Source organism: Corynebacterium sp. KPL4015 (genome assembly GCF_040225725.1).
GTDB lineage: Bacteria > Actinomycetota > Actinomycetes > Mycobacteriales > Mycobacteriaceae > Corynebacterium > Corynebacterium rhinophilum.
On record NZ_JBEHGF010000021.1, the window covers coordinates 1 to 22,374 of the forward strand.

The following is a 22,374-nucleotide window of genomic DNA, read 5'->3' on the forward strand; positions in this document are numbered from 1 at the left end:
TTCGTACTCTCAAAGAAAACTACTCCCCACTAGTCGGTAACTGATTTCTCAGTCCAACTAATGGGGAGCAGTTCAGTGACGGGAATGCCACGGGCTTTTAATTCCATGACGATGAGCTCACGGTCACCGTGGGCGGCCAACTGGTGGACCTCGTTATGGGTGATATCGCCGTCTACTCCCACGCGCACGTTTCCCAGTAGTCGAAGCCGCGGAGTAGTCCCCGGTGCGCACTCGTGTGGCACGGCCTCCTCCAGCACCCCAGCAAGCCCCGCGAACCGGCGAAGTAGACCGAACGGTGCAGTTTTTTCTGAGATGAGGTCTACGCACATACCGGCGCTCAGAAGTCTTTCCGCGGTGGATAAGGCGGCAGGGCCTTCTCCAATGATGGCAACACGCTGCATAAAAGTTCCTCCTCGGGCAAATCCGGTAGGCCCGCTATAGACTACATTGTCTATAAATCTAGTCAGCTTGGTTCAGAAATAAAACATTTTATTCTTCCCTTTGGCCAAGCTCAGCGCCATTTCCAGAAAAACGTGCTGCGTGAGCTACCGCGGTTGCCTATTGTGTGAGCTCATGAACCCAACGACGAACCTGCTGGATGGTGGAAAGTCCTTCCGCGATCCCCACATCTCGCCCGAAGGCACGCGCGATACCGCGCCGCTTTCCGCCGAGGTGGCCGCGCGCAATGAACAGCTAGTGGACAAATGGGCGGATAAGCTCGCCCACGAATCCGCAGAAAACATCACCGAGTGGGCCGCCGAGCACGCCCCTGGCCGGCTTGCGGTCACCATGTCCATGGAAAATACCGTGTTGGCAGAGCTCTCCCACCGCGCCGGGCTCGCAGCGGATCTCCTCTTCATTGATACCGGATGGCACTTTCCAGAAACCCTCCAAGTGGCCGAAGAGGTGGATAAGCGCTACCCGGATCTCCCCCTTGTTCGCGTACTGCCGCTGCTGAGCCCCGAAGAGCAAGATGAGGTGTACGGCCCGCGCCTGTACGCGCGCGATACTGCCGCGTATAACCGCATGCGCAAGGTGGAGCCACTGAATATGGCCATGGACCCTTATGCCGGATGGGTCACGGGCCTGCGCCGGGCCGATTCCGAGCACCGCGCCCACGCCCCAGCACTCAGCCTGGATCGCACTGGGCGGTTAAAGATTTCGCCGATTATCACTTGGAACTTGGACGATACCGATCAGTATATTGCAGATAATGACCTCATCATCCACCCGCTGACCCTGCAGGGATACCGGTCCATCGGCGATGCGCCGTTGACCTTCCCGGTTGGCGACGGTGAGGACGCCCGCTCCGGGCGAGTATTTGGAGATGGCAAGACAGAATGCGGGTTACACGAATAATGAGCACACTTTCCCCACACCTACAAGACCTAGAAAATGAATCCATCCACATCCTGCGCGAGGTGGCCGGGCAATTCGATAAGGTAGGCCTCCTCTTTTCCGGCGGCAAGGACTCCGTTGTCGTCTTCGAGCTGGCCCGCCGCGCCTTCGCCCCGGCCACGGTGCCTTTTGAATTGCTCCATGTGGATACCGGCCATAACTTCCCCGAGGTCATCAAATTCCGCGATGACCTGGTTGCGGAATCCGGCGCCCGCCTCCACGTAGCCCACGTTCAAGACTGGATCGATAGCGGCGAGCTGCAGGAACGGCCCGATGGCACGCGCAACCCGCTGCAGTCGGTGCCGCTGGTAGAGACCATCGCCAAGCGCGAGTACGACGCCGTGCTGGGCGGGGCCCGCCGCGATGAGGAGCGCGCCCGCGCCAAGGAACGCATCTTTTCCATCCGCGATTCCTTCGGCGGGTGGGACCCTCGCCGCCAGCGCCCCGAGCTGTGGGATCTGTACAACGGCGGCAAGATGGCCGGCGAAAACGTGCGTGTCTTTCCCATCTCCAACTGGACCGAATCCGATATTTGGGAATACATCGGCGCGCGCGGGCTCGAGCTGCCGCCCATTTATTATTCGCACCAGCGCGAGGTCTTCAACCGCGGCGGCATGTGGCTTTCCCCGGGCGAATGGGGCGGGCCGAAAGATGATGAGCAGCTAGAGACCCGCACCGTGCGCTACCGCACCGTCGGCGATATGTCCTGCACCGGCGCCGTCGAATCCAGCGCCTCCAGCCCCGATGAGGTGCTCGCGGAAATCTCCATTTCCACCCTGTCTGAGCGCGGTGCCACCCGCGCCGATGACAAACTTTCTGAATCCGCCATGGAAGACCGCAAGAAGGAAGGCTACTTCTGATGACGACTACCCTCGCGCCCAATGTCGGCGCCCTCAAACAGCGCGATACCCTGCGCTTATGCACCGCCGGCTCCGTTGATGACGGCAAATCCACCTTCGTCGGCCGGCTGCTCTATGACACCAAGTCCGTGCTCGCGGATCAGGTCGAGTCCATGGAGCGTTCCTCCTCCGATCGCGGTTTCGATGGCATGGATCTTTCCCTGCTTGTTGATGGCCTGCGCGCCGAGCGCGAGCAAGGTATTACCATCGACGTGGCCTACCGCTACTTTGCCACCGATAAGCGCACCTTCATCCTCGCCGATACCCCAGGCCACGTGCAGTATACCCGCAATACGGTCACCGGCATGTCCACCTCGCAGGTGGTGGTGCTGCTTATCGATGCCCGCCACGGCGTCGTCGAACAAACCCGCCGCCACCTCAACGTGGCCGCGCTCCTGGGCGTGCGCCACGTCGTCCTAGCCGTCAATAAGATCGACCTCGTGGACTATGACGAGCAGGTCTTCCGCGATATCGAGGCCGAATTCCATAAGATTGCCCAGCGCCTAGACATTACCGATACCACCGTCGTGCCCATTTCCGCGCTCAAGGGCGATAACGTGGTCGAGCGCTCTACAACCATGGAGTGGTACACCGGCCCCACCGTCCTTGAGGTGCTCGAGACCATCCCCGTCGCCACCGGACGCGCCGATGAGCTGGACTTTCGCTTTCCCATCCAGTACGTAATCCGCGAGCACGCCACCGATTACCGTGGCTACGCCGGCCGCGTGAAGGCCGGGTCCATCTCCGTGGGCGATACGGTGCACCTGCCCGAAGGCCGCACCAGCACCGTCACCCAGATCGATACCGCCGACGGGCCAGCTTCCTCGGCCGCTGCCGGTGATTCGGTGACGCTACTGCTTGCCGATGACGTCGATCTCACCCGCGGCGATCTCCTCGCCGGCGCCCAGCGTCCCCCGGCCACCCGGGAATTCGCTGCCACGGTGGTAGGCCTTACCGAAAAAGACCTAAAACCTGGTCAGATGCTCAAGCTGCGCTATGGTTCCTCCCTGGTCAAGGCCCGCATCGCTGCTCTTTCCCGCACCTTGGATCTCGATGGCGTATCTGACGTTGATGATCCTGAGGCCGTTGTTATGAACGATATCGCCCATATCACCATCCAGACCCAGGCCGAACTGCCCGTGGAGGATTACGCCGCCCGCGGCGCCGTGGGAAATTTCCTGCTCATTGATCAATCCTCCGGCAATACCCTGGCCGCCGGCTTCGTAGGCCACCGCTTGCGCTAAGGCTCGTGCACCAAGCGCACAAACGTCTACAGCAACCGAGAAGCACGCGGTAGCTGTAGACATTTGTGGTGCGCACTTCATGAGAGCCAGCGCTGAAAGGCAGAAGCCCCCTCTTAACAGGGATCGCTGAAGTCTGCGTTGTTATTTAGGGATCGGGCGTTGCCGCCGTACGCAGCCTTGAGTTCGCAGACTTTGTCCACGCTGTGGCCGGCGTCGAAGTAGATCGCATATGCTGTGCCTCCGTCGACTTGGCCGCGGAGAGAACTACAGGCATTGCCGGAAAGAATCTTGGAACCCGGGTATTTGTTTTGCACGCGTTGCGTCTCTGCTGACGGAACCTCGCCCACGGGAATGATGGCAGACTCGACGATCATGATGTAGCGGCCATCGCATTGATCATTCCCAGTGGATTGGCCTGAGCGGATCTGGGTCTCCGTTGTCGTCTTCGTCGCAGGTTCAGGTTTCTCTGCGGCTGCGTCCTCATCTTTGTTTTCCTCTTGAGACGTGGTGACGGGGACAAAGGCATCGGCGTCAGTGGAATCAGCAGAATCGCTGCTATTCGTGAGCGCCCACGTGACACCGGCGGTGATTGCGATGATGGCAATGATTGCGAGGACGATCATCGCCAAGCGTGTGGCCTTGCCACTTTTCCCAGTATTGCCTGTGGAATCTCCGGTAGGGGAAGAGGAATTCCACGGTTGGTGCTGAGAGGGATCCGGCTGACCCAAAGAATTATTAGTAGTCAACGAGGGAGCTCCTTTGCATGAGTTCATCTTGGTCGAATTTGTAGCGCGACTTTCATTGCTTTATGGCCAATTAAAAAGTTGGGTTTCGTCACGGTGGGTGTCTCCTAGTAACTAGGCGGATTGTTACTAGCATGGCTCAATTTCCTCAATTAGATCTTCTGGCACATTTTCTTTCTCCAAGTTGCCGCGGGTATAGCAGGAAATTTCCGCTGGATGGATCATGCCATCCGGCCGCAGCCCATCCCAGCCGTTGCCGCTCCACTGGAAGAGCGAGAAATGCGAGGTGCCAGACTCGGCTACATACAGCCAGCTGTCATCGCAATATAATTGGATGGGCCGATGGAGCTGGCTAATCGCTTCCCCGTAGTAAGTGCCGCATTTTTCTTCCGTAGAAGCAGGCTCTTCCTGCTTTTGAGGCGTAGGTCCGTCCGCGGTGGCGGTGGATTCAGTTTCCTCTGAACCGGGTGCATTCTTAGCGGAATATTGTTGTAAATCAGAAAATGCGGGCTCCGCGGTTTCATCGCTAGAGCTGGCCGGTCTATTAAAGGAAAAGGTCACTCCCGCCACCAAGGCAATAACAGCGATGATGGTGATGGTGATCATCGCGACCCGCTTGCCTTTACTTTTTTCGGTGCCTTCTTGGGCCTCTGCGCGCGGCCCAGCGTCTGGCGACGAGCTTGCTTGTGCGGCGGGGGATGATTCTGGTTCCTGCGAAGGGTTGTACTTACTCACGAGAGATTCCTTAGACTAAAGCGCAGCAGAAAATAGTGGGGATATGGGAAAGGGCTGTCCTTAAACCATAGCTGGGACATTGGGGCTTGTCGCTGGAATTCTGTAACTCGGGTGCCGCCGAAAACAGTGATGCCAGCGGTGCAGAAGGACAAGCATCTGTGCCGGCGAGTCCAGCGACCACGTGGGGTGCAGGTATTGTCGCAGGCATGGAAAATTTATCTGGACGAACATTATTCGTGGCGGCCGTGGACGCCGAAGCTGCGCACATTCCAGACGGTGAAGCGCTGCTCATTACCGGTATCGGCACGGTTCCAGCCGCGATTTGCCTGACCGAAGTATTGGCAGAGGCTCGCGCAAACGATGCTTTGCCTGAGCGCGTGGTCAATATCGGAACGGCGGGCGCGCTTGTCGATGGCATGGATGGCGTCTTCGAGATCAATAAAGCAACCAAGCACGATTTCAAGCTAGAAGTGCTGACCGATATCAGCCGTTACCTTCTGCCAGAATTCATCGAGCTGGAGACCTCCGGCGAGCTCCCGGCACGCGGATTGGCCACCGGTGACATGTTTGTCTCTACTACCGCATTGCGCAATGAGCTGGTGAAAAAAGCCCAGCTATGCGATATGGAGGGCTATTCTATTGCCGCTACCTGCCAGCGCTTTGGTGTGCCTTGCACGCTGCTGAAGCAGGTTTCTGATTCCGCTAATGAGGAATCGATGGGCACCTGGGCTGGCGTCTTGGACCGCAGCGCCCGCCAGTTGGCCGCTGCCGCGGCCGATTTAGGCTTCTTGCGCTAGCCGATGCCTCCATTGCCTTCCTCGCCGTCTCGCACGGCGGAGGAAGGGCGGTTTTAAGTTAGCGGGCTCATGGCCGCGAAAAGCTGCTTTACCTTTTTGCGAGGAGACTCTTCGAGGGGGATCTCGCCGTCGCCTTCTTCGCCGGTGCGCTCGGCCTCGGGGTCTGTATTGTCCGCATCCTCAGCTTCGTCGTCTTCGGATACTGACTTGGATCCGGTGACGATTTCGATGTCATCGGGGGAAACCTCGCCGGCGCGCAGGGCGGCCATTTCTGCATGGTAGCGCAGGACAACGGCGATGGTCGCGGCGACTGGCACGGCGAGGAAAGCGCCAACGACGCCGGCCAGGGTGGAGCCCACGGTGATGGAGAGCAAGACGATGGCCGCGTGCAGGCCCATGGCCTTGGACTGCAGGATGGGCTGGAGGACGTTGCTTTCTACCTGCTGGACAATGATGATTAGCGCCAGCGCGAGCAGCGCATTGGTCAGGCCGTTGGATACCAAGGCGATGATGACAGCCAAGGCGCCGGCGGTGACCGCACCGATGATGGGGATAAAGCCGGCGAAGAAAGTGATGACGGCGATGACCAGTGCCAGTGGGACTTGGAGGACCCAGAGGCCGAGGCCGATGAAGACGGCATCGACAAGCGCGACTAGGGCTTGGGCCTGAATGAAGCCAGACAGCGTCTTCCACACGCGGGAGGTAAGTTCCGTGATGTGCCAGGCAGCGGAATTACCGGTGTATTTGCGCAGCCAGGGCAGGAACCTATCGCCGTCTTTAATGATGAAGAAGGTGATAAAGAGCATGATAACGGTGGCTACCGCAATGGAGCTGGCCATGGAGAAACCAGAAAGCACGCCGGTGGCGATGGTGGAGGCCTGGCCCTTGGCAAAGCTCACGATGTCTTGAAAGACCGATTGCAGTTGGTCCACCTGAATATCCAGTGGGGAATCATTGACCATCTTGGTTAGCTGCATGATGCCGGCTTCGGCCTCATTAATAAGCACCTTGGACTGTGCGGTGACCATGGGCGCCATGGCAGCAAAGATGCCGCCGAAAATAACCACCAAGCCTAAAAGTGTCGTGACCGCTGCCAGTGTGCGGGGAAAGCCCTTAGAACGCAGCCAAGCGCTAACTGGATAAAGCACTGTCGAGACCAAGATGGCGAGGATAACCGGCAGCAGGCCCACCCAAATAAAGCGCAGCAGGAACCCCGCCAAGCCCAATCCTGCCGCGATGAGGATGAAGCACACCGAAATCTTGGCCATGCTGCGGAAGTCCTTGGCCAGCACGGCGGACTTATTATCGCGATCGGCGGGATCGGCGGTGGCTACCTCCGCGCCCAACTGGGAATCATCGGGGGAAACTAGCGGTGCGATATAGGGGTTCTTCGCGTCAGTCTTGCGGTTGACGGAGTTTTGCTCGAGCGCCGACGGGTACTGCGGGCGCTGCGCCGAGTTCTGGCCCGAGTGTTGCCCGGTGCCGTTAGGGGAGTGGTTATCTGGCGTAGTCATTCATCTACTATGCCACAGGAAACCACCTAGGGATAGCGCAGGAAAAGCAGAGAAAAAGATAGCGCCCCACCCAACTCCCAGCAAGAAAGCGGGAGAAGGTGGGGCGCTTACTCAATCTGCCGCGACGGGCAGCAATCGGCGTATTAGTCGCGCAGGTTGCCCACGTTGCGGATGATGCCGAAGCGGTGCATGGTCACGGAGACTGCTTGCTCGAGGAGGTAAGGCATGAGCTCACGGCGGCCATCGGCAAGCACGGGCTGGTCCAGTACCACGGAGTTGGAGCGCACCGCTGCCTCGTAGACGGAATCCGGTACGGTGCCGAGGGCACGCACGCGGGAGGACTCGTCATTGGCCACGGCGGCAGCGAAGGAACCATCAGAAATGGGCTTCACGTCGAAGCCGAGCTCCTGCAGCTGGGCGGCAACCTCTGGGGCGGCGGAGATTTCCGTCTCGGTGCCGGTAATCCCGGAAGCCAGTACCTGGCGGGCGACATCGCGCAGCTTGTAGTCCTCGCCCACGCGGATGCGCAGCTTGGTTAGCAGCGGGCGGTAGCGGAAGCGGTTGGCCTCAGAAACCAGCGCGGTGCGGTCGTGGGTGCGGCCGAATTCTTCGAGCCACGCAATCCGGTCCAGCTCGGCGGCGCGCCAGAGCCATTCCAGATCGTCCTGGCTGAGCTCATCAGAAAGCTCATCGCGCAGGCGCTGCAGAATCTTCACGCTGGCTGGGGCGATATCCACGTCGCGCGGCTTGAGTTCGCCATCGGTCCAGGTGCCCATCTGGGCTACGTAGTTAGGGCCGCCGGCCTTCGCACCCGGTCCCATGACGGACTTCTTCCAGCCACCGAAGGACTGGCGCTGGACAATCGCGCCGGTAATGCCGCGGTTGACGTAGGCGTTGCCCACCTCAACGTTGTCGATCCAGTACTCAATTTCCTTGTCATCCAGAGAGTGGATGCCGCCGGTCAGGCCATAGCCGGTGCTGTTTTGCCAAGCGATGGCCTCTTCCAAGGTATCGGCGTACATGATGCCGAGGATGGGGCCGAAGCACTCATTCTTGTGGTACCAAGAACCCGGCTGGACATTATCGCGAATACCCGGGGACCACAGGGTGCCCTCTTCGTTGAGCTTCTCCGGCTTCAGCAGCCACTTCTCGCCCGGCTCCAGCTGGGTCAGGCCGCGCAGCAGCTTCTCGCTCGGCTTTTCAGCCAGGCCGTTCATCGTGGTGGTGATGTCATAGCCCGGGCCAGGCTTCAGGGTCTTGACGGAATCCAGCAGCTGCTCGCGCAGGCGCTTGGACTTGCCCGCAGCGCCGACGAAAATCACCAGCGAAGCGGCCGAACACTTCTGGCCGGAGTGGCCGAAGGCGGAGTTGTACAGGTCCTGGATGGCTAGGTCCGGGTCGGCGGCCGGGGTGATGACCAGCGCGTTCTTACCGGAGGTCTCTGCCATCAGGTTCATCTTGGGCTTCCAGGAGCGGAAGAGCGCACCGGTATCGGATGCACCGGTCAAGATGATGTTGTCCACGTCATCGTGGGAAAGCAGGGCCTTGCCGGCATCGCCTTCATCAGTAAGCACCAGCTGCACCAGATCCGGGTCCAGGCCTTCTGCCTCCAAAGCGGTGCGGAAGGCCTCAACCACCATCTTGCCGCAGTGGACCACCTGGGGAGCAGGCTTGACGATGACCGCCGAGCCCGCCGCCAAGGAAGCTGCAATGCCGCCGGTAGGAATGGCGATGGGGAAGTTCCACGGCGGGGTCACCACGGTGACGGTGTGCGGGTGGAACTCGGAGTGTGCCTCTTCCAAGAAGCGAGCCGATTGTCCGTAGTAGGTGCAGAAGTCAATGGCTTCCGAGATCTCAGGGTCAGTCTGGGTGACTGTCTTATTTACCTCATAAGCGGCTACGGAGATGAAGTCTCCGCGCTTGGCGGCCAGCTGGTCCGCGACGGCGTCCAGGGCTGCGGCGCGTTCTGCGGCGGGGCGCTTGCCCCATTCGGTGCCCAGCTCCTTGGCGCGGGCGACGTAGCTTTCAACAGCAGACGGGTCGGTGACCTCTTGGACGCCGTGCTCACCAGGGTCATTTGCAAGCGCACGCTTGGCCCAAGTGCGGTTCGGGGTAATTGCCGGGTCCGTATCAGGTTCGTTCCTGAAGCGACCTGAATCCGGTGCCTGACGCCCGGAATCCTCGAGGCGGTTCTGGGTGCGGCGCGATCCTGCGAAGGTATCCCAGCGCTTGGCAACGGCCTTGCGGAAGGTCTCTTCCTGGCTTGCCAGCGGCTCCTCGCCCGGGGCGAAGAGGGCGTAGAGGAAGTTCTGCGGCGCGGAGTTCTCCTCCAGGCGGCGCACCAGGTAGGACACGGCGACGTCAAAGTCATCCGCGTGCACCACCGGGGTGTAGAGAATCTGGCGGCCTTCGTAAACCTTGCGCACCGCTGCCTGCTGCGCCGGGGACATGCCCTGCAGCATCTCAGAATCCAGCATGTGCAGCACGCCGCGCTTTACACCCAGCTCGTAGGCCATGGCGATGGTGTACAGGTTGTGGCTGGCCACACCGATGCGGATGCAGTCTGCGAATTCCTCCTGCAGGATGTAATCCAGCAGACGGTAGTAGTTAGCGTCTACGTCTAGCTTGTTGGTGTAGGTAGCCAGCGGCCAGTCGTGGACTTCGCTTTCAGCGGTTTCCATGGACAGGTTGGCACCCTTTACAATGCGCACCTTGACCTTGGCGCCGCCCTCTGCCACGCGCTGCTTGGCAAATTCCGCGATGTCCTGGAGGGCATCGAAGGTATCGGGCAGGTAAGCCTGCAACACGATTCCGGATTCCAGATTCTTGAACTCCGGCTCGCTCATCAGGCTCTTGAACAGGCGCAGCGTCAGGTGGAGGTCGTGGTATTCCTCCATGTCCATGTTGATAAAGACCTGTGGGTTGCGGCGTGCGGCTTCCTGGTAGAGCGGGCGCAGGCGGTCCTTCAGGCGCTCCACGGAACTGCCGATGTCCCAGTTATTCAGCTGCGCCACCATCGAGGACGCCTTGACGGATACGTAGGTCACGCGCGGGTTCTTGATGAGGTCCAGCGTGCGGCGCGCGCGGGACTTTGCTTCCTCTTCACCGAGCACGGCCTCACCCAAAAGGTTGAGATTTAACTGCTCGCCGGAAGCAGCGGCCTTTTCCAGGGTGTCATTGAGCGCATCCGATTCCGCGTCCAGCACCAGGTGGCCAACCATCTTGCGCATGTACAGGCGCGCTACCGGCATGACTAGGTTAGGCAGGATCGGGCCGAAGAAACCGCCGGCACCGACGAGCGCGCCATTGATGCTGCCCAAGAAGGAAGGATCGTACTGGGAAGAAATATCCTTCAGTGCCTTGGCCGCGACCTTGTTATCCTCTGGGCGCATGACGCGGTCAACGAAGTCCATGGTGAACTTCACGCCATTGTCATCGCGCAACAGCTCCGCGAGCTGCTCGGTGGCCTTGTCCTTTTCATCTGCGGTGGAATCGAGCCAGCCTTGCGCCCGCTTAATGGCGGCGGGCAGTACGGCCTCAACATCATCAGATAGTGGCGTGCGGGTGTATGCGGGAGAAGTCATGTGAAATTCAACCTCTTTTTCGAAACGTGTACTTCCAGGTTGGTGGCCAACCCACACCGCGGTGTGGCCTTTGTTCTGTGACTCTTAGCGCCGGGGGCAGAAAGTGGCTGGTAAGTCTATGGAAATTGGAAAGCATGCGAGCGATTAGGACTCCGCATACCTGGCAATGAGTGGAACACGCAGGATGCGCGCGCCGCTGCTCGGTGGTTTAAGCCAAGCGAATCAACAAGCCATAGTGTTACCGGTAGTGGGGACCGGGGGCCTGTCGCTATGGCGGCGGACGCGTGCCAAGTTGGTGTTCAACACTCACCTGCTTTCTACACTGTGGCGATGTGGAGCTAGGGGCAGGAAAGAAAGCCCAGTAGTGGTTTCCTATTCCGGTCCTAGCATGGGCATCACCGGCCGAATGCGGCCGATTGATGCGCGGGAAATGCTATGTAGTTGTCTGTGAAGTCAATTATAGGGTTGTCGATATAGTGATTCTAGTCTCGTTAGGGAAATCGTCCGTGGGGGTAAAAAGGTAAAAAATAAAACCCCAGCATGTGGGGTTTTGAGGGGGTGGGGCCACGATTGGGGGCAGGCGCCATTCGCGCCTATGCAGCTATTTGCCGTACCCCGCTTTTAGCGCTTTGACCGCTAGTTCAAGACGAGACTTGGCGTGAAATTCCGTTAACAGGCTAGAAACGTATTTCTTTACCGTTCCCGGGGCATAGTGCGTGCTTTTTGCGATCTCTTCGTTGGATTTTCCCTCGCACACTAAATCGAGAATCTGCGCTTGAGCAGGCGAAATATGGTGCTCAGGGGCGGAAACCGCAGACGGGGATTGAGCATCGTTTTCGCTCCACTCGGGCATTTGTTGGAATAAGCGCGTTAATGGTTGGGGAGCTACGACCGTGCCACCGCGGACGGCCTCGCGTACCGTGTCCAAGATATAGGCTGGCTTCGAGCTTTTGAGGATATAGGCTGCCGCCTTATTGGATAGGACTTCCCTTAGGGTGTCGTCATTATCCATTGCGGTCATAGCAATGAATACCGGCGGATTAGGCAGCTCATTTAGCTCGCGCAGCAGCGCTGTGCCGTCCATCTCCGGCATATGAATATCCGCGATGACGGCATCGACATCGTGCTGTTCTAGCTGCTGTAATGCGGCTTTCCCATTTTCTGCGACAGCGATGATTTCCATATCTTCGGTCGCAGCGAAATAGTGGCCGAGTGCCTCGATGACCAGTGGATCATCATCGACTAAGAGCAGCGAAGTCTTTACTTGAAGCACCATGGGGCTGGGCAGCCAAAGACGAGCTCTGCCGAAGACTCGTACTTGTTATTTTGTGGGAGATCGCCTGGGGTGAGGTCTGCGCCGAAGAGAGAGGCGGACAGCATGAGGGGCGTGAGAAAGCTAGCGAGAGCAGCCTGCATGGCACGACTCCTTTTATATAAAAACCGGATTTATAAGAAACATACGTAAGTGTAGTAAAGGGATGGTGGCGCTGCCAGCGAAGGTGAACAAACTAACGTTGTTCATGCGCAGACGGGGGCAGTGCCAGCGTGAGCTCCCAGTGATCGTCGACCTGACCTGCTTCAAACCGGGCATCGATAGTTGCTGCGAGGCGCGTCATCGAATTAATGCCTATGCCGGAGGAGGTCTCCGGTGTGGTGCTCGTTGGTTTGGCAATAGGGTTGCAGATAGTAAGGATCGTCCATCCCAAATGCGGTTGCGCCGATACGGTAATTTCCGCCCCAGGCGGCGAGTACTTGACGGCGTTGAGGCAAGCCTCCCTGGTGATGGCTACGACCGAGTCAAGAACAGAGGGGGAAAACTGGGGGCAAAAATCTTCTCCGCTTACGTTGATAATTGGAGTGCGGTTGAGCTTTGATAGCTGTCCTTCTTCCCAGGCCAGTACCTGTGCAAGGCTTGTAGGGTGTGCGGCTTGTTTAAAACTGAATTCGTCGTTGATGCCGTCAATATTGGAACGCAAGACTTTAGTTAAAGCTCGTATTTCAGACATCGACGAGCGCATTGCATCGCTTAATTCAGCGAGGCGGCGGCTGAGCTCCGGTGTGCTGGCGTATTCCAAGCTGAGCGCTTCTAGCTGCATGGTATTGACGGTAAGGCTGGAAATTACCGAGTTATGCAGGGTTTCAGCTAGGTCGGACTGTCGGCGCTTGACATCGTTATTCCACTCCACCATGGCGGTTTTATAGCGCCGTGCGGAATGGGCAAGTGAGCTGCCGATGAAGGTGCTAATGACCAAGAAAATTCCCCAGACCAGTGCCGGTGTTGGATTGAGGACTAGCCGCAACGTACTAGGATCTACCAGCCCTACCAGCCAAAACACTACGCAAAGAAGAATCGACTGCCATTTGGTGCTGTGGAAAGCGAATACGGCAAGGAATACTGGGGCTAAGAAAACGGAACTGGCGTAGGGGATTCCCACGGTAAGGATGGCAATAATCCAAATTGCCAGAAAACCCACTGCCATTGTCTTCGGGTACCGATAGGCAGATGTAGTGATGGCCGTCAAAATTAACCCGACAATTGCCGCTGAAAGTTGGTGTTTAGTTGGGGTGAGGAATGCGGCGAAAAGGGTAAGGGCCAAGCAAATGATGGCGATCAGCGCTGCGGTGCGCTGTAGGGTCATCGCCGCGCGAAGGCGGTGGCGAAATGGAGGTGGTGGGGTGAAAGTCACGGTGGAATGCGCTTCTTTGGTGCTCAGACTGAATAGTTATGAAAGGGCTTGTGGCGTCTCGCACCTAGCTTAAGGCCTGGAAGCGTGAAACCAGCAAATGAAAACAACTAAACCCCGCACCTTCCGGTGCGAGGTTTAAAACCTGCATGGAAAAGTGCGGGGTTTAGTCGGTCTTCATGAAGGAGTGTAAACGCGAAGGTTTACTTAAGCGTTAGCTGCGGCTTCGGTAGCAGCGTCAGCGTTGTCCTTGGAGGACAGGCCCTCGAATACGGAGGACAGGCCTGCGGAGTCGGAGTTGGACTCGGAGGACAGTTCAGCAATGCCTTTGATGGCCTTGAAGATTGCCTCGAAGTCGAGGGCGGAGCTGAGGTTTACGAGGGTACCGAGCATCGGTGTTTCCTTTCGAGTTGGCGGAGTGAAACTACAAATCAATCTCTCTCTGGGTAGCAACCACATCAGTGACTGCTGTGGTTTCCATTATGTGCGAGTTAAATACGCCTGCCAAGCCTCTTTTGGATCCTTTGTGAGGTAACTTTTGGCCACCTTTTTACGACCCTTTGGGTAGCTTTTGGGTGTGGCAGAGTTTGTTTTTCAAAAGGTGGGTCGCTCCAGCTTGATGTAGAAGAGGGACACGGGTTTGAGGCTAAGAACTGGGAAAAGGGGGATAGTTTTTAAGGAGAGTTGAGTCGGTGGGAATAAGATTTGAGTGTGGGAGGTTATGAAGATTGAGTGACACGGGCTCAAGAATTTATGAACGAGTTCGCAACTTCTGTTAGAGTAGCGCACGGACGCAACGAGAAGTTGAGTCACCGACAATCAACTTTATTAACTGCACTCGATAAAAAGGAGAATGAACCATGGGGCGCGCAGTAGGTATTGACCTGGGTACGACGAACTCCGTCGTTTCCGTACTGGAAGGTGGCGAGTCCACCGTTATCGCTAACTCCGAAGGCTCCCGCACCACGCCTTCCGTTGTAGCGTTTGCTAAGAACGGCGAAATCTTGGTTGGTCAGTCCGCCAAGAACCAGGCCGTGACCAACGTGGACCGCACCATCCGCTCCGTCAAGCGCCACATTGGTACTGACTGGACCGTCAACATTGATGACAAGGACTACACCTCCCAGGAGATTTCCGCTCGCACGCTGATGAAGCTGAAGCGCGATGCAGAGTCCTACTTGGGCGAGGATGTTACAGACGCCGTTATTACCGTCCCTGCATACTTCGAGGACGCACAGCGTCAGGCCACCAAGGAAGCTGGCCAGATTGCCGGCCTGAACGTCCTGCGCATCGTCAACGAGCCCACCGCGGCCGCACTTGCATACGGCCTGGAAAAGGGCGAGCAAGAGCAGACCATCCTGGTCTTCGACTTGGGCGGCGGCACCTTCGACGTGTCCTTGCTGGAAATCGGCGATGGCGTCGTTGAGGTTATGGCTACCGCAGGTGACAACACCTTGGGCGGCGATGACTGGGATCAGCGCATCGTTGACTGGTTGGTTGACCGCTTCAAGAGCTCCCAGGGCGTTGACCTGACCAAGGACAAGCGCGCCGTGCAGCGTCTGCGCGAGGCTGCAGAGAAGGCCAAGATTGAGCTGTCCTCCTCCCAGCAGGCCAACATCAACCTGCCTTACATCACCGTTGACTCCGACAAGAACCCACTGTTCTTGGACGAGACCCTGACCCGCACCGAGTTCCAGAAGATCACCCAGGATCTGCTGGACCGCACCAAGGCTCCGTTCAACCAGGTCATCAAGGATGCTGACCTTTCCGTTGGCGATATCGACCACGTTGTGCTGGTCGGTGGTTCCACCCGTATGCCGGCCGTATCTGACCTGGTCAAGGAGCTGACCAGCAAGGACCCGAACAAGGGCGTTAACCCGGACGAGGTCGTTGCAGTGGGTGCTGCCCTCCAGGCAGGTGTGCTGCGCGGTGAGGTTAAGGACGTGCTGCTTCTCGATGTGACCCCGCTCTCCCTCGGCATTGAAACCAAGGGCGGCGTGATGACCAAGCTCATCGAGCGCAACACCACCATCCCGACCAAGAAGTCCGAGACCTTCACCACCGCAGAAGACAACCAGCCTTCCGTGCAGATCCAGGTCTTCCAGGGTGAGCGCGAGATGGCTACCGCCAATAAGCTGCTTGGTTCCTTCGAACTCGGCGGCATCGCACCGGCACCTCGCGGTGTGCCCCAGATTGAGGTCACCTTCGACATCGACGCCAACGGCATCGTCCACGTGACCGCCAAGGACAAGGGCACCGGCAAGGAAAACACCATCAAGATCCAGGAAGGCTCTGGCCTTTCCCAGGAAGAGATCGACCGCATGGTCAAGGATGCCGAGCAGCACGCTGAGGAAGACAAGAAGCGTCGCGAGGAGCAGGAACTGCGCAATAACGCAGAGTCCACCTCCTACCAGACCCGCAAGTTCTTGGAGGACAACGAGGACAAGGTCTCTGAGGACACCAAGACCAAGGTCACCGAGGCTGCTGACGCCGTGGACGAGGCGCTGAAGGGCGATGACCTCGATGCCATCAAGTCCGCAGTAGAGAAGCTGTCCACCGAATCCCAGGAGATGGGCAAGCAGATCTACGAGGCACAGGCTGCCGAGGGTGGCGCTGAGGGTGCTGCTGATGCTGGCGCCGCACAGGGTGACCCAAACGTGGTCGACGCTGAAGTTGTGGACGAAGACGAGAACTCCGACGACAACAAGGATGGCGACAAGTAATGACTCAGGACAGCGGAATGCCGCAAAACCCAGGCGACCCGGAAAACACGGATCCGGAGGCTACCTCGGCTGACCGCGCTGAGGCTGCCGCCGAAAAGGCCGAGGAGGCACAGGCTGCCAACGACGCGCAGGCTGATGCCTCCGAAGAAGCGAAGTTGGATCCCACCCTTGATGCTGACCTCGAAGACGCGCTGGCTGATGTCAACGCCGATGAGGTCGAAGCCGAGGCGGAGGGCGATGAGCTCACCTCCACCGGTGCTGCCACCAACGATGTGGAAGCGCAGTTGGCAGAACGCACGGAAGACCTCCAGCGTCTGAATGCGGAATACACCAACTACCGCCGCCGCACCGAGCGTGACCGCCAATCCGTTATCGAGACCGCGAAGGCAAAGGTCATTAGTGATTTGCTGCCGGTTCTTGATGACCTCGATTTGGCCAAGCAGCACGGTGACCTGGAGGGCCCGCTCAAGGCGGTTGCGGATAAGCTCCGCAAGGGCCTAGAGCAGCACAACCTCACCGCCTTTGGTGAAGAGGGGGAACCCTTCGACCCAGAGATGCATGAGGCCGTGCAAGATTTGTCCTCCGGCGATGAGCAGGTGCTTGGCACCGTGCTGCGCCAGGGCTACCGCGTAGGTGAGAGGCTGGTGCGCAACGCGCTGGTTATCATCGCGGACCCCGGTGAGGATTCCGGCAGTTCGGAAGGCACCGAACAAGCCGATTAATCCGGGAAATGGGCGCCTTGGGAACTGACTGGTTCAACTTCCCCTGGCGCCCTTTTTACTAACTACAACCGATTCTTCTTGAAAGGAGGAGATGCCCAGTGAGCGCTAAACCCGAATGGGCAGACAAAGATTATTATGCGGATCTGGGGGTCTCCTCGTCCGCAGACCAAAGCGAGATCAAGCGCGCGTACCGCAAGCTTGCCCGCGAAAACCACCCCGATACCCACCCCGATGACCCCGCGGCAGCGGACCGGTTCAAGCGGGTTGCGGAAGCATACGATGTGCTTTCCGATGCCTCCGAACGCAAGGAATACGACCAGTTCAAGGCCATGCTGCGCAACGGCGGTGGCTTCGGACGGAACGGAGGCGCCGGCTTTCCCGGCGGGTTTCGATCCACGAACATGGGTGGACAAGGTGCGCAAGACTTCGACCTCTCGGACCTCTTCGGAGGAGCCACTGGAGGATCGTCTCAAGGCGGCGGTTTTGGGGATATCTTCGGTAGCGTTTTCAACCGCAGCGGTAGTGCTGGCCACTCAGCTAAACCGTCGCGGGGGGCCGACGTCGAAACGGAAATAACCCTCGATTTCCGCGAGGCCGCCAAGGGAACCACCATCCCGCTGGCCTTAAGCGGTAACGCGCCGTGCACCACGTGCCACGGCTCGGGTTCTTCCTCCGGCAAGACCTCAACGTGTGGTACCTGCAATGGCTCCGGGTACACCTCGGAAAACCGCGGTGCGTTCGGTTTTTCCGCCCCGTGCAAGGACTGCGATGGCACGGGCCGCCGCATCCCAGATCCGTGCCCAGACTGTAACGGCTCCGGAACGGTGCACCGCACCCGGAATATCACGGTCCGTATCCCCGCCGGCGTCATTGATGGCCAAAAGGTCCGCATCGCTGGCCAAGGCGAGGCTGGACCGAATGGCACCCCGGCCGGTGACCTCTTCGTTGCGGTTACCGTCAAGCCTGACAAGGTCTTTACCCGCGACGGCGACGATATCCACATCACCGTCCCTGTCTCGTTTGCCGAGCTTGCCCTTGGTGACACCATCACGGTTCCCACCTTGGACAGCCCGGTCCGCGTGAAGATTCCCGCAGGTACCCCGGATGGCCGCACCTTGCGCGTGCGTGGGCGTGGCATTGCCAAGCGCGCCGGCAAGGCTGGCGACCTCTTGGTGAGCGTGCAGGTCACCGTGCCTTCCAAGCTCGATGCAGCGGCCTCCAGCGCCCTGCGCACCTATGCACAAGCCGAAAAGGACTCTGGCTTTAATCCCCGCGCAGGCTGGGCCGGCGCGGAGAGCAATTAAGGCAGGAGGTGCATTGCACAATGAGTACTGGAAAGGCAGAAGGCTCCGGCACCGCCGTTTACGTCATTTCCGTGGCTGCCGAGCTTTCCGGGATGCACGCCCAAACCCTGCGCACCTATGACCGCATGGGTTTGGTCTCCCCGGCCCGCACCCGCGGCGGGGGCCGCCGTTATTCGGATCGCGATATTGAATTGCTCCGCAAGATTCAGGCGCTGTCGCAAGACGATGGAGTCAATCTCGCCGGCATCAAATCCATCATCGAGCTAACCGAAGAACGCGACCAGCTAGAGGCCGAGCGCGATGCGCTTGCCGATGAAGTCCGTGCCCTCCGCGATCAGCTTGCTGCCGGGCAGCGCTCGGGGGCACAACACCCCCAAGCACAGGGGCAGTACACCCGCGGCGCGCAAGGTCCGCAAGGCTCGCAGGTCCCGGGGCGTTCCCAACGCAGCGGTGAGCTCGTCCACGTTCCGCGGTCTACCTCCGTAGTGATGTGGAGCCCGCGCACCGCGCGCGATCGCAAGCGCAACCGCCGAAACGGCAGCGGCTAAACCAGCTAAACCGCCTAATTCGTCCTGCGGACGAGAAACCTCAATTTAAACCCTCCAAACCTTTGCCGCGGCCTAGCGCCCGCACGGGTATGGAGGGTTTATTGCTGCCCAAGAGTCCCTCGCTCTCTCGGTTCACACGCGGTGACCTCTCGGGATCCATCGGCCCCTACCGTTCCCGCGCCCTCTCGCAGGCCGCTGCACCCTCACCCGGACGCTGGTGCACCCGCACAACCAGACTTTGGTCTGTGAAGAAATGTTAATTTCCCACCCCTATTTAGTGCGAAATGCAAAAAAGTGCATTATTATGACGGGAAAGCAGGTGAGCTACAACACAGTAGAACACCTGTAGTGGCACGCGCCAAACACGGCAAACCCCACAGTCGAAATTTCTGCACGAGAGGACACCACCATCATGACTTTGTACGCAGCACCCGGAACCGAAGGGGCCATCGTCAACTACCGCGACCGCTATGACAACTACATCGGCGGCAAGTGGGTACCGCCAGTCGATGGCGAATATATGGACAACATCAGCCCCGTGACCGGTGAAGTATTTTGTCAGGTGGCCCGCGGCAAGGAAGCCGATATCAATGCGGCCATCGATGCCGCGGAAAAGGCGTTTGCAACCTTTGGCAAGACAACTCCAGCAGAGCGCGCACTCTTGTTGCACCGCATCGCGGACCGGATTGAAGAGAACCTCGAAAAGATCGCCGTTGCGGAAACCTGGGAAAACGGCAAGGCCGTCCGCGAGACCTTGGCCGCCGATATCCCACTGGCCGTTGACCACTTCCGCTACTTCGCGGGCGCCATCCGCGCGCAAGAGGGCCGCCTGTCTCAGATCAGCGAAGACACCGTGGCCTACCACTTCCACGAGCCGCTCGGCGTGGTTGGCCAAATCATCCCGTGGAACTTCCCGCTGCTCATGGCTTCCTGGAAGATCGCACCGGCCCTAGCCGCTGGTAACTGCATCGTGCTCAAGCCTGCGGAGCAAACGCCGGCATCCATTTTGTTGCTCATGGATATCATCGGTGACCTCCTCCCAGATGGCGTACTCAATATCGTCAACGGCGTGGGTGAGGAAGCCGGTGCGGCACTGTCGGGTTCGGACCGCATCGCCAAGATTGCGTTTACCGGCTCCACCCCAGTGGGCAAGCTCATCAATAAGGCCGCCGCAGACAAGGTCATCCCGGTCACCCTGGAGCTCGGCGGTAAATCGCCGTCCATCTTCTTCAAGGACATCATGGATGAAGATGACTCCTACCTGGAAAAGTGCGTCGAAGGATTCGTCATGTTCGCGCTCAACCAGGGCGAGGTCTGCACCTGCCCATCGCGCGCCCTGGTCCATGAGGATATTGCCGATAAGTTCTTAGAGCTCGCCATCGAACGCGTCAAGAAGATCAAGATCGGCCACCCGTTGGATACCGAAACCATGATGGGCGCCCAGGCCTCCCAGGAGCAGATGGACAAGATTACCGAGTACCTCAAGATCGGCCCAGAAGAAGGCGCGGAAACGCTTACCGGCGGCCATGTGAACAAGGTCGAGGGCCTCGAAAACGGCTACTACATCGAGCCCACGGTATTTAAGGGCAGCAACGAGATGCGCATCTTCCAGGAGGAAATCTTCGGGCCGGTGCTCTCTGTAGCGACGTTCAAGGACTACGACGAGGCCATAGAGATCGCTAATACCACCAACTTCGGCTTGGGCGCCGGCGTGTGGTCGCGCCAGCAAAACATCTGTTACCGCGCCGGGCGCGATATTCAGGCCGGCCGCGTGTGGGTCAACCACTACCACGACTACCCGGCACACAGCGCCTTCGGCGGCTACAAGGAATCCGGCTTGGGCCGCGAGAATCACTTGATGATGCTCGGCCACTACCAGGAAACCAAGAACATGCTGGTCTCGTACTCGGACGCCCCCGCAGGCCTGTTCTAAGCCCCCAACTGGCGTTCCCACAACCGGCGCCCCCACAGCCCGCGTTAATCCGGTCTGGATTCCCCGGCAGCCACCGTGCCTAGTCCGCGCAGAAACTGCGGGTCCTCCCAATAAGACCCGTGGTCCCCGGGCAGGCCATCCGCGCCGGGGAGGGGAGCGGCACCGAAGGACTGAACGGTGGGATCCGGGCCGTGGATTCCGCTCAGTGGCCCCGTCGCGATAGCGATGGGGTCATTGTCATTGGTCGCCGCCCACACGGTGCCGTGCAGTTCGCGGGCATGCTGGGCGCTCGTGCCGGGGCTTCCCACCAGCACAATATCGGAGGCGATTTCCTTCTCGCGCGCCGCGTATCCGGTCACGACGGAGCCATAGGAATAGCCCACCACCGTTCGTTTTGCGCCCGGATACCGCTTGCCGATGCCCCGCTGAAACCGCGCCAGCTCCTGCCCCGCCGCACGCGCGGGATCGGCGTGCACGGCGCGCGGCAAGCTCGACGGGGCCTGGTAACCCAACCACACGGCGGCCGGCCCACCGCTTGCGGTGGCAATATTGCGGCCGCGGTCCACGGCGCGCTGCCAGGTGGTGGGGTCGGAGGAATGCACGCCTTCAACGAATGTGGTGACGGAGGCGGGTTCCGTGCGAAAACCCTCCGGATCCACCAGCGCTACCAGCCGGCCGGGGCTGGTTTCGACGATGCGCATATCGGGGTTATCCGCGGCCAGCTGCGCCACGCGGTCGCTGGCTTGGGCGAGGCTGATCTCGTGGATGGTATCGAGGGGGAGATCGGCAAAATCCTCGAGCCGCTGCGGTGGTTCCACCCCGGCGGGCGTGCAGAGGGCGTCGATTTCTTGGGCGCAGAGCCAATCGAGGGCATCGCCAAGCGCGCGCACCTCCCGCAGCAGCACGCCACCAGCCAGCGCGGCGGGGCCAGAAAACTCATCGACCTTGCCCAAAAAGGAAATGATCCGCGCCTCCACTCCCTCGCGCCAGGCCTGCAGGTCCGCATGCCGGTCGAGTACTTCAATGACTCGGTCCATTTCCCCAAGCGGGCTACTCAGCCACTCGGTGGCCTCCGCCAAACTGGAGCGCGCCGCCACGCCCGCGGGTCCACCCAGCGATAGCGACCGCCAATCGTGGTGCGAGTCCACATAGTGATTCTGCAGTCCAGAGTGATCCGCAGTAAGCTGCGCAGCGCTGTGGCGCAGGGCAGTGGATAAAATCATCGCGCCCTCCCCAAGTTCGCAGCCAGTGAGGAATCGAGCGCGCTGCTGCGGTCTAGGAAGGAGTGGAGGCTGCGCAGGTGCTGGGAAACGGTGGCATCGCTAAGTTGCTGCGTCTCGGACCACTGCGCCACCGCGCGCTGGAGGGCGGCAGACGTCCGGGAGGCTACGCTTAAGTGTGCCTCCGGTAACGCCGCCGCCGGCCGCGCCCTCAAACTGCGTACATGTGCGGGAAGGTGTTCAGGAATATCTACATAACTCATGCCTTTAAGCGTGGCCGCTGCGGGCTGTAGCCGCGAGGGCAAAACCGCCAACCTGTGGATAAC

Annotated in this window: 20 protein-coding genes; 9 read left to right on the top strand and 11 right to left on the bottom strand. The window is 59.4% G+C overall.

The features are described 5' to 3' along the window. Positions 1-29: 29 nt before the first annotated feature. Positions 30-401 (bottom strand): methylenetetrahydrofolate--tRNA-(uracil-5-)-methyltransferase, encoded by a 372-nt coding sequence (locus ABRP64_RS08410; RefSeq protein WP_349866119.1) that lies wholly within the window; start codon positions 399-401, stop codon positions 30-32. A gap of 172 nt (positions 402-573) precedes the next feature. On the opposite strand from ABRP64_RS08410, the gene ABRP64_RS08415 reads away from it, so the two are divergent. The 3 genes from ABRP64_RS08415 to ABRP64_RS08425 are packed head-to-tail and all read left to right on the top strand — an operon-like array spanning position 574 to position 3,541. Further along, positions 574-1,359: a phosphoadenylyl-sulfate reductase gene (locus tag ABRP64_RS08415; protein ID WP_296089653.1), complete on the top strand. Its 786-nt coding sequence runs from the start codon at positions 574-576 to the stop codon at positions 1,357-1,359. Further along, positions 1,359-2,258: a sulfate adenylyltransferase subunit CysD gene (cysD, locus tag ABRP64_RS08420; RefSeq protein ID WP_349866122.1), complete on the top strand. Its 900-nt coding sequence runs from the start codon at positions 1,359-1,361 to the stop codon at positions 2,256-2,258. Before ABRP64_RS08415 ends, cysD begins: the two co-directional genes overlap by 1 nt. Further along, the gene (locus ABRP64_RS08425; RefSeq protein ID WP_284770413.1) at positions 2,258-3,541 is read left to right on the top strand and encodes a sulfate adenylyltransferase subunit 1; all 1,284 of its coding nucleotides are present in this window, start codon (positions 2,258-2,260) and stop codon (positions 3,539-3,541) included. Before cysD ends, ABRP64_RS08425 begins: the two co-directional genes overlap by 1 nt. Before the next feature lie 113 nt (positions 3,542-3,654). Here the strand turns inward: ABRP64_RS08425 and ABRP64_RS08430 are convergent, their stop codons facing one another. Together ABRP64_RS08430 and ABRP64_RS08435 are read right to left on the bottom strand one after the other, a co-directional pair. Next, entirely contained in the window at positions 3,655-4,287 is a 633-nt protein-coding gene (locus ABRP64_RS08430; protein WP_296089659.1) for a hypothetical protein, read from the bottom strand. Positions 4,288-4,413: 126 nt separating this feature from the next. Continuing rightward, positions 4,414-5,019: a hypothetical protein gene (locus ABRP64_RS08435; RefSeq protein WP_349866124.1), complete on the bottom strand. Its 606-nt coding sequence runs from the start codon at positions 5,017-5,019 to the stop codon at positions 4,414-4,416. A gap of 206 nt (positions 5,020-5,225) precedes the next feature. Between ABRP64_RS08435 and ABRP64_RS08440 the strand changes: the two genes are divergently transcribed. Next, positions 5,226-5,816 carry a nucleosidase gene (locus ABRP64_RS08440; RefSeq protein ID WP_296089662.1) on the top strand — a complete coding sequence of 197 codons (591 nt, stop codon included), beginning with the start codon at positions 5,226-5,228 and terminating at the stop codon, positions 5,814-5,816. A 53-nt stretch (positions 5,817-5,869) separates the two neighbouring features. Here ABRP64_RS08440 and ABRP64_RS08445 read toward each other — a convergent pair whose 3' ends face one another. The 6 genes from ABRP64_RS08445 to ABRP64_RS08470 form a co-directional block, all read right to left on the bottom strand. Beyond that, entirely contained in the window at positions 5,870-7,330 is a 1,461-nt protein-coding gene (locus ABRP64_RS08445; RefSeq protein WP_284783091.1) for an AI-2E family transporter, read from the bottom strand. A 143-nt stretch (positions 7,331-7,473) separates the two neighbouring features. Continuing rightward, entirely contained in the window at positions 7,474-10,914 is a 3,441-nt protein-coding gene (locus ABRP64_RS08450) for a bifunctional proline dehydrogenase/L-glutamate gamma-semialdehyde dehydrogenase (protein WP_349866126.1), read from the bottom strand. 601 nt (positions 10,915-11,515) lie between these two features. Continuing rightward, positions 11,516-12,190 carry a response regulator gene (locus ABRP64_RS08455; protein WP_349866128.1) on the bottom strand — a complete coding sequence of 225 codons (675 nt, stop codon included), beginning with the start codon at positions 12,188-12,190 and terminating at the stop codon, positions 11,516-11,518. Then, the gene (locus tag ABRP64_RS08460; protein WP_023024136.1) at positions 12,175-12,330 is read right to left on the bottom strand and encodes a hypothetical protein; all 156 of its coding nucleotides are present in this window, start codon (positions 12,328-12,330) and stop codon (positions 12,175-12,177) included. Before ABRP64_RS08460 ends, ABRP64_RS08455 begins: the two co-directional genes overlap by 16 nt. A 92-nt stretch (positions 12,331-12,422) precedes the next feature. Further along, a complete protein-coding gene (locus tag ABRP64_RS08465) occupies positions 12,423-13,601 on the bottom strand; it encodes a sensor histidine kinase (RefSeq protein ID WP_349866130.1) in 1,179 nt (392 codons plus the stop codon). A 204-nt stretch (positions 13,602-13,805) separates the two neighbouring features. Next, positions 13,806-13,991, bottom strand: a complete 186-nt coding sequence (locus ABRP64_RS08470) for a hypothetical protein (RefSeq protein ID WP_284770421.1) — start codon at positions 13,989-13,991, stop codon at positions 13,806-13,808. A 467-nt stretch (positions 13,992-14,458) separates the two neighbouring features. On the opposite strand from ABRP64_RS08470, the gene dnaK reads away from it, so the two are divergent. The 5 genes from dnaK (at position 14,459) to exaC (ending at position 20,828) form a co-directional block, all read left to right on the top strand. Next, the gene (dnaK, locus tag ABRP64_RS08475; RefSeq protein WP_126319898.1) at positions 14,459-16,321 is read left to right on the top strand and encodes a molecular chaperone DnaK; all 1,863 of its coding nucleotides are present in this window, start codon (positions 14,459-14,461) and stop codon (positions 16,319-16,321) included. After that, positions 16,321-17,043, top strand: a complete 723-nt coding sequence (gene grpE / locus ABRP64_RS08480; protein WP_349866132.1) for a nucleotide exchange factor GrpE — start codon at positions 16,321-16,323, stop codon at positions 17,041-17,043. Before dnaK ends, grpE begins: the two co-directional genes overlap by 1 nt. A 98-nt stretch (positions 17,044-17,141) precedes the next feature. Further along, positions 17,142-18,347 carry a molecular chaperone DnaJ gene (dnaJ, locus tag ABRP64_RS08485; protein WP_284783087.1) on the top strand — a complete coding sequence of 402 codons (1,206 nt, stop codon included), beginning with the start codon at positions 17,142-17,144 and terminating at the stop codon, positions 18,345-18,347. A 20-nt stretch (positions 18,348-18,367) separates the two neighbouring features. Further along, entirely contained in the window at positions 18,368-18,895 is a 528-nt protein-coding gene (locus tag ABRP64_RS08490) for a heat shock protein transcriptional repressor HspR (protein WP_284770423.1), read from the top strand. 412 nt (positions 18,896-19,307) lie between these two features. Beyond that, positions 19,308-20,828: an acetaldehyde dehydrogenase ExaC gene (gene exaC, locus ABRP64_RS08495; RefSeq protein WP_284770424.1), complete on the top strand. Its 1,521-nt coding sequence runs from the start codon at positions 19,308-19,310 to the stop codon at positions 20,826-20,828. 44 nt (positions 20,829-20,872) lie between these two features. Here the strand turns inward: exaC and ABRP64_RS08500 are convergent, their stop codons facing one another. After that, entirely contained in the window at positions 20,873-22,051 is a 1,179-nt protein-coding gene (locus ABRP64_RS08500; RefSeq protein WP_284853708.1) for an alpha/beta hydrolase, read from the bottom strand. Further along, complete coding sequence (locus ABRP64_RS08505) at positions 22,048-22,311, bottom strand: hypothetical protein (protein ID WP_284852373.1); 264 nt, start codon at positions 22,309-22,311, stop codon at positions 22,048-22,050. Before ABRP64_RS08505 ends, ABRP64_RS08500 begins: the two co-directional genes overlap by 4 nt. Between the last annotated feature and the right edge of the window lie 63 nt (positions 22,312-22,374).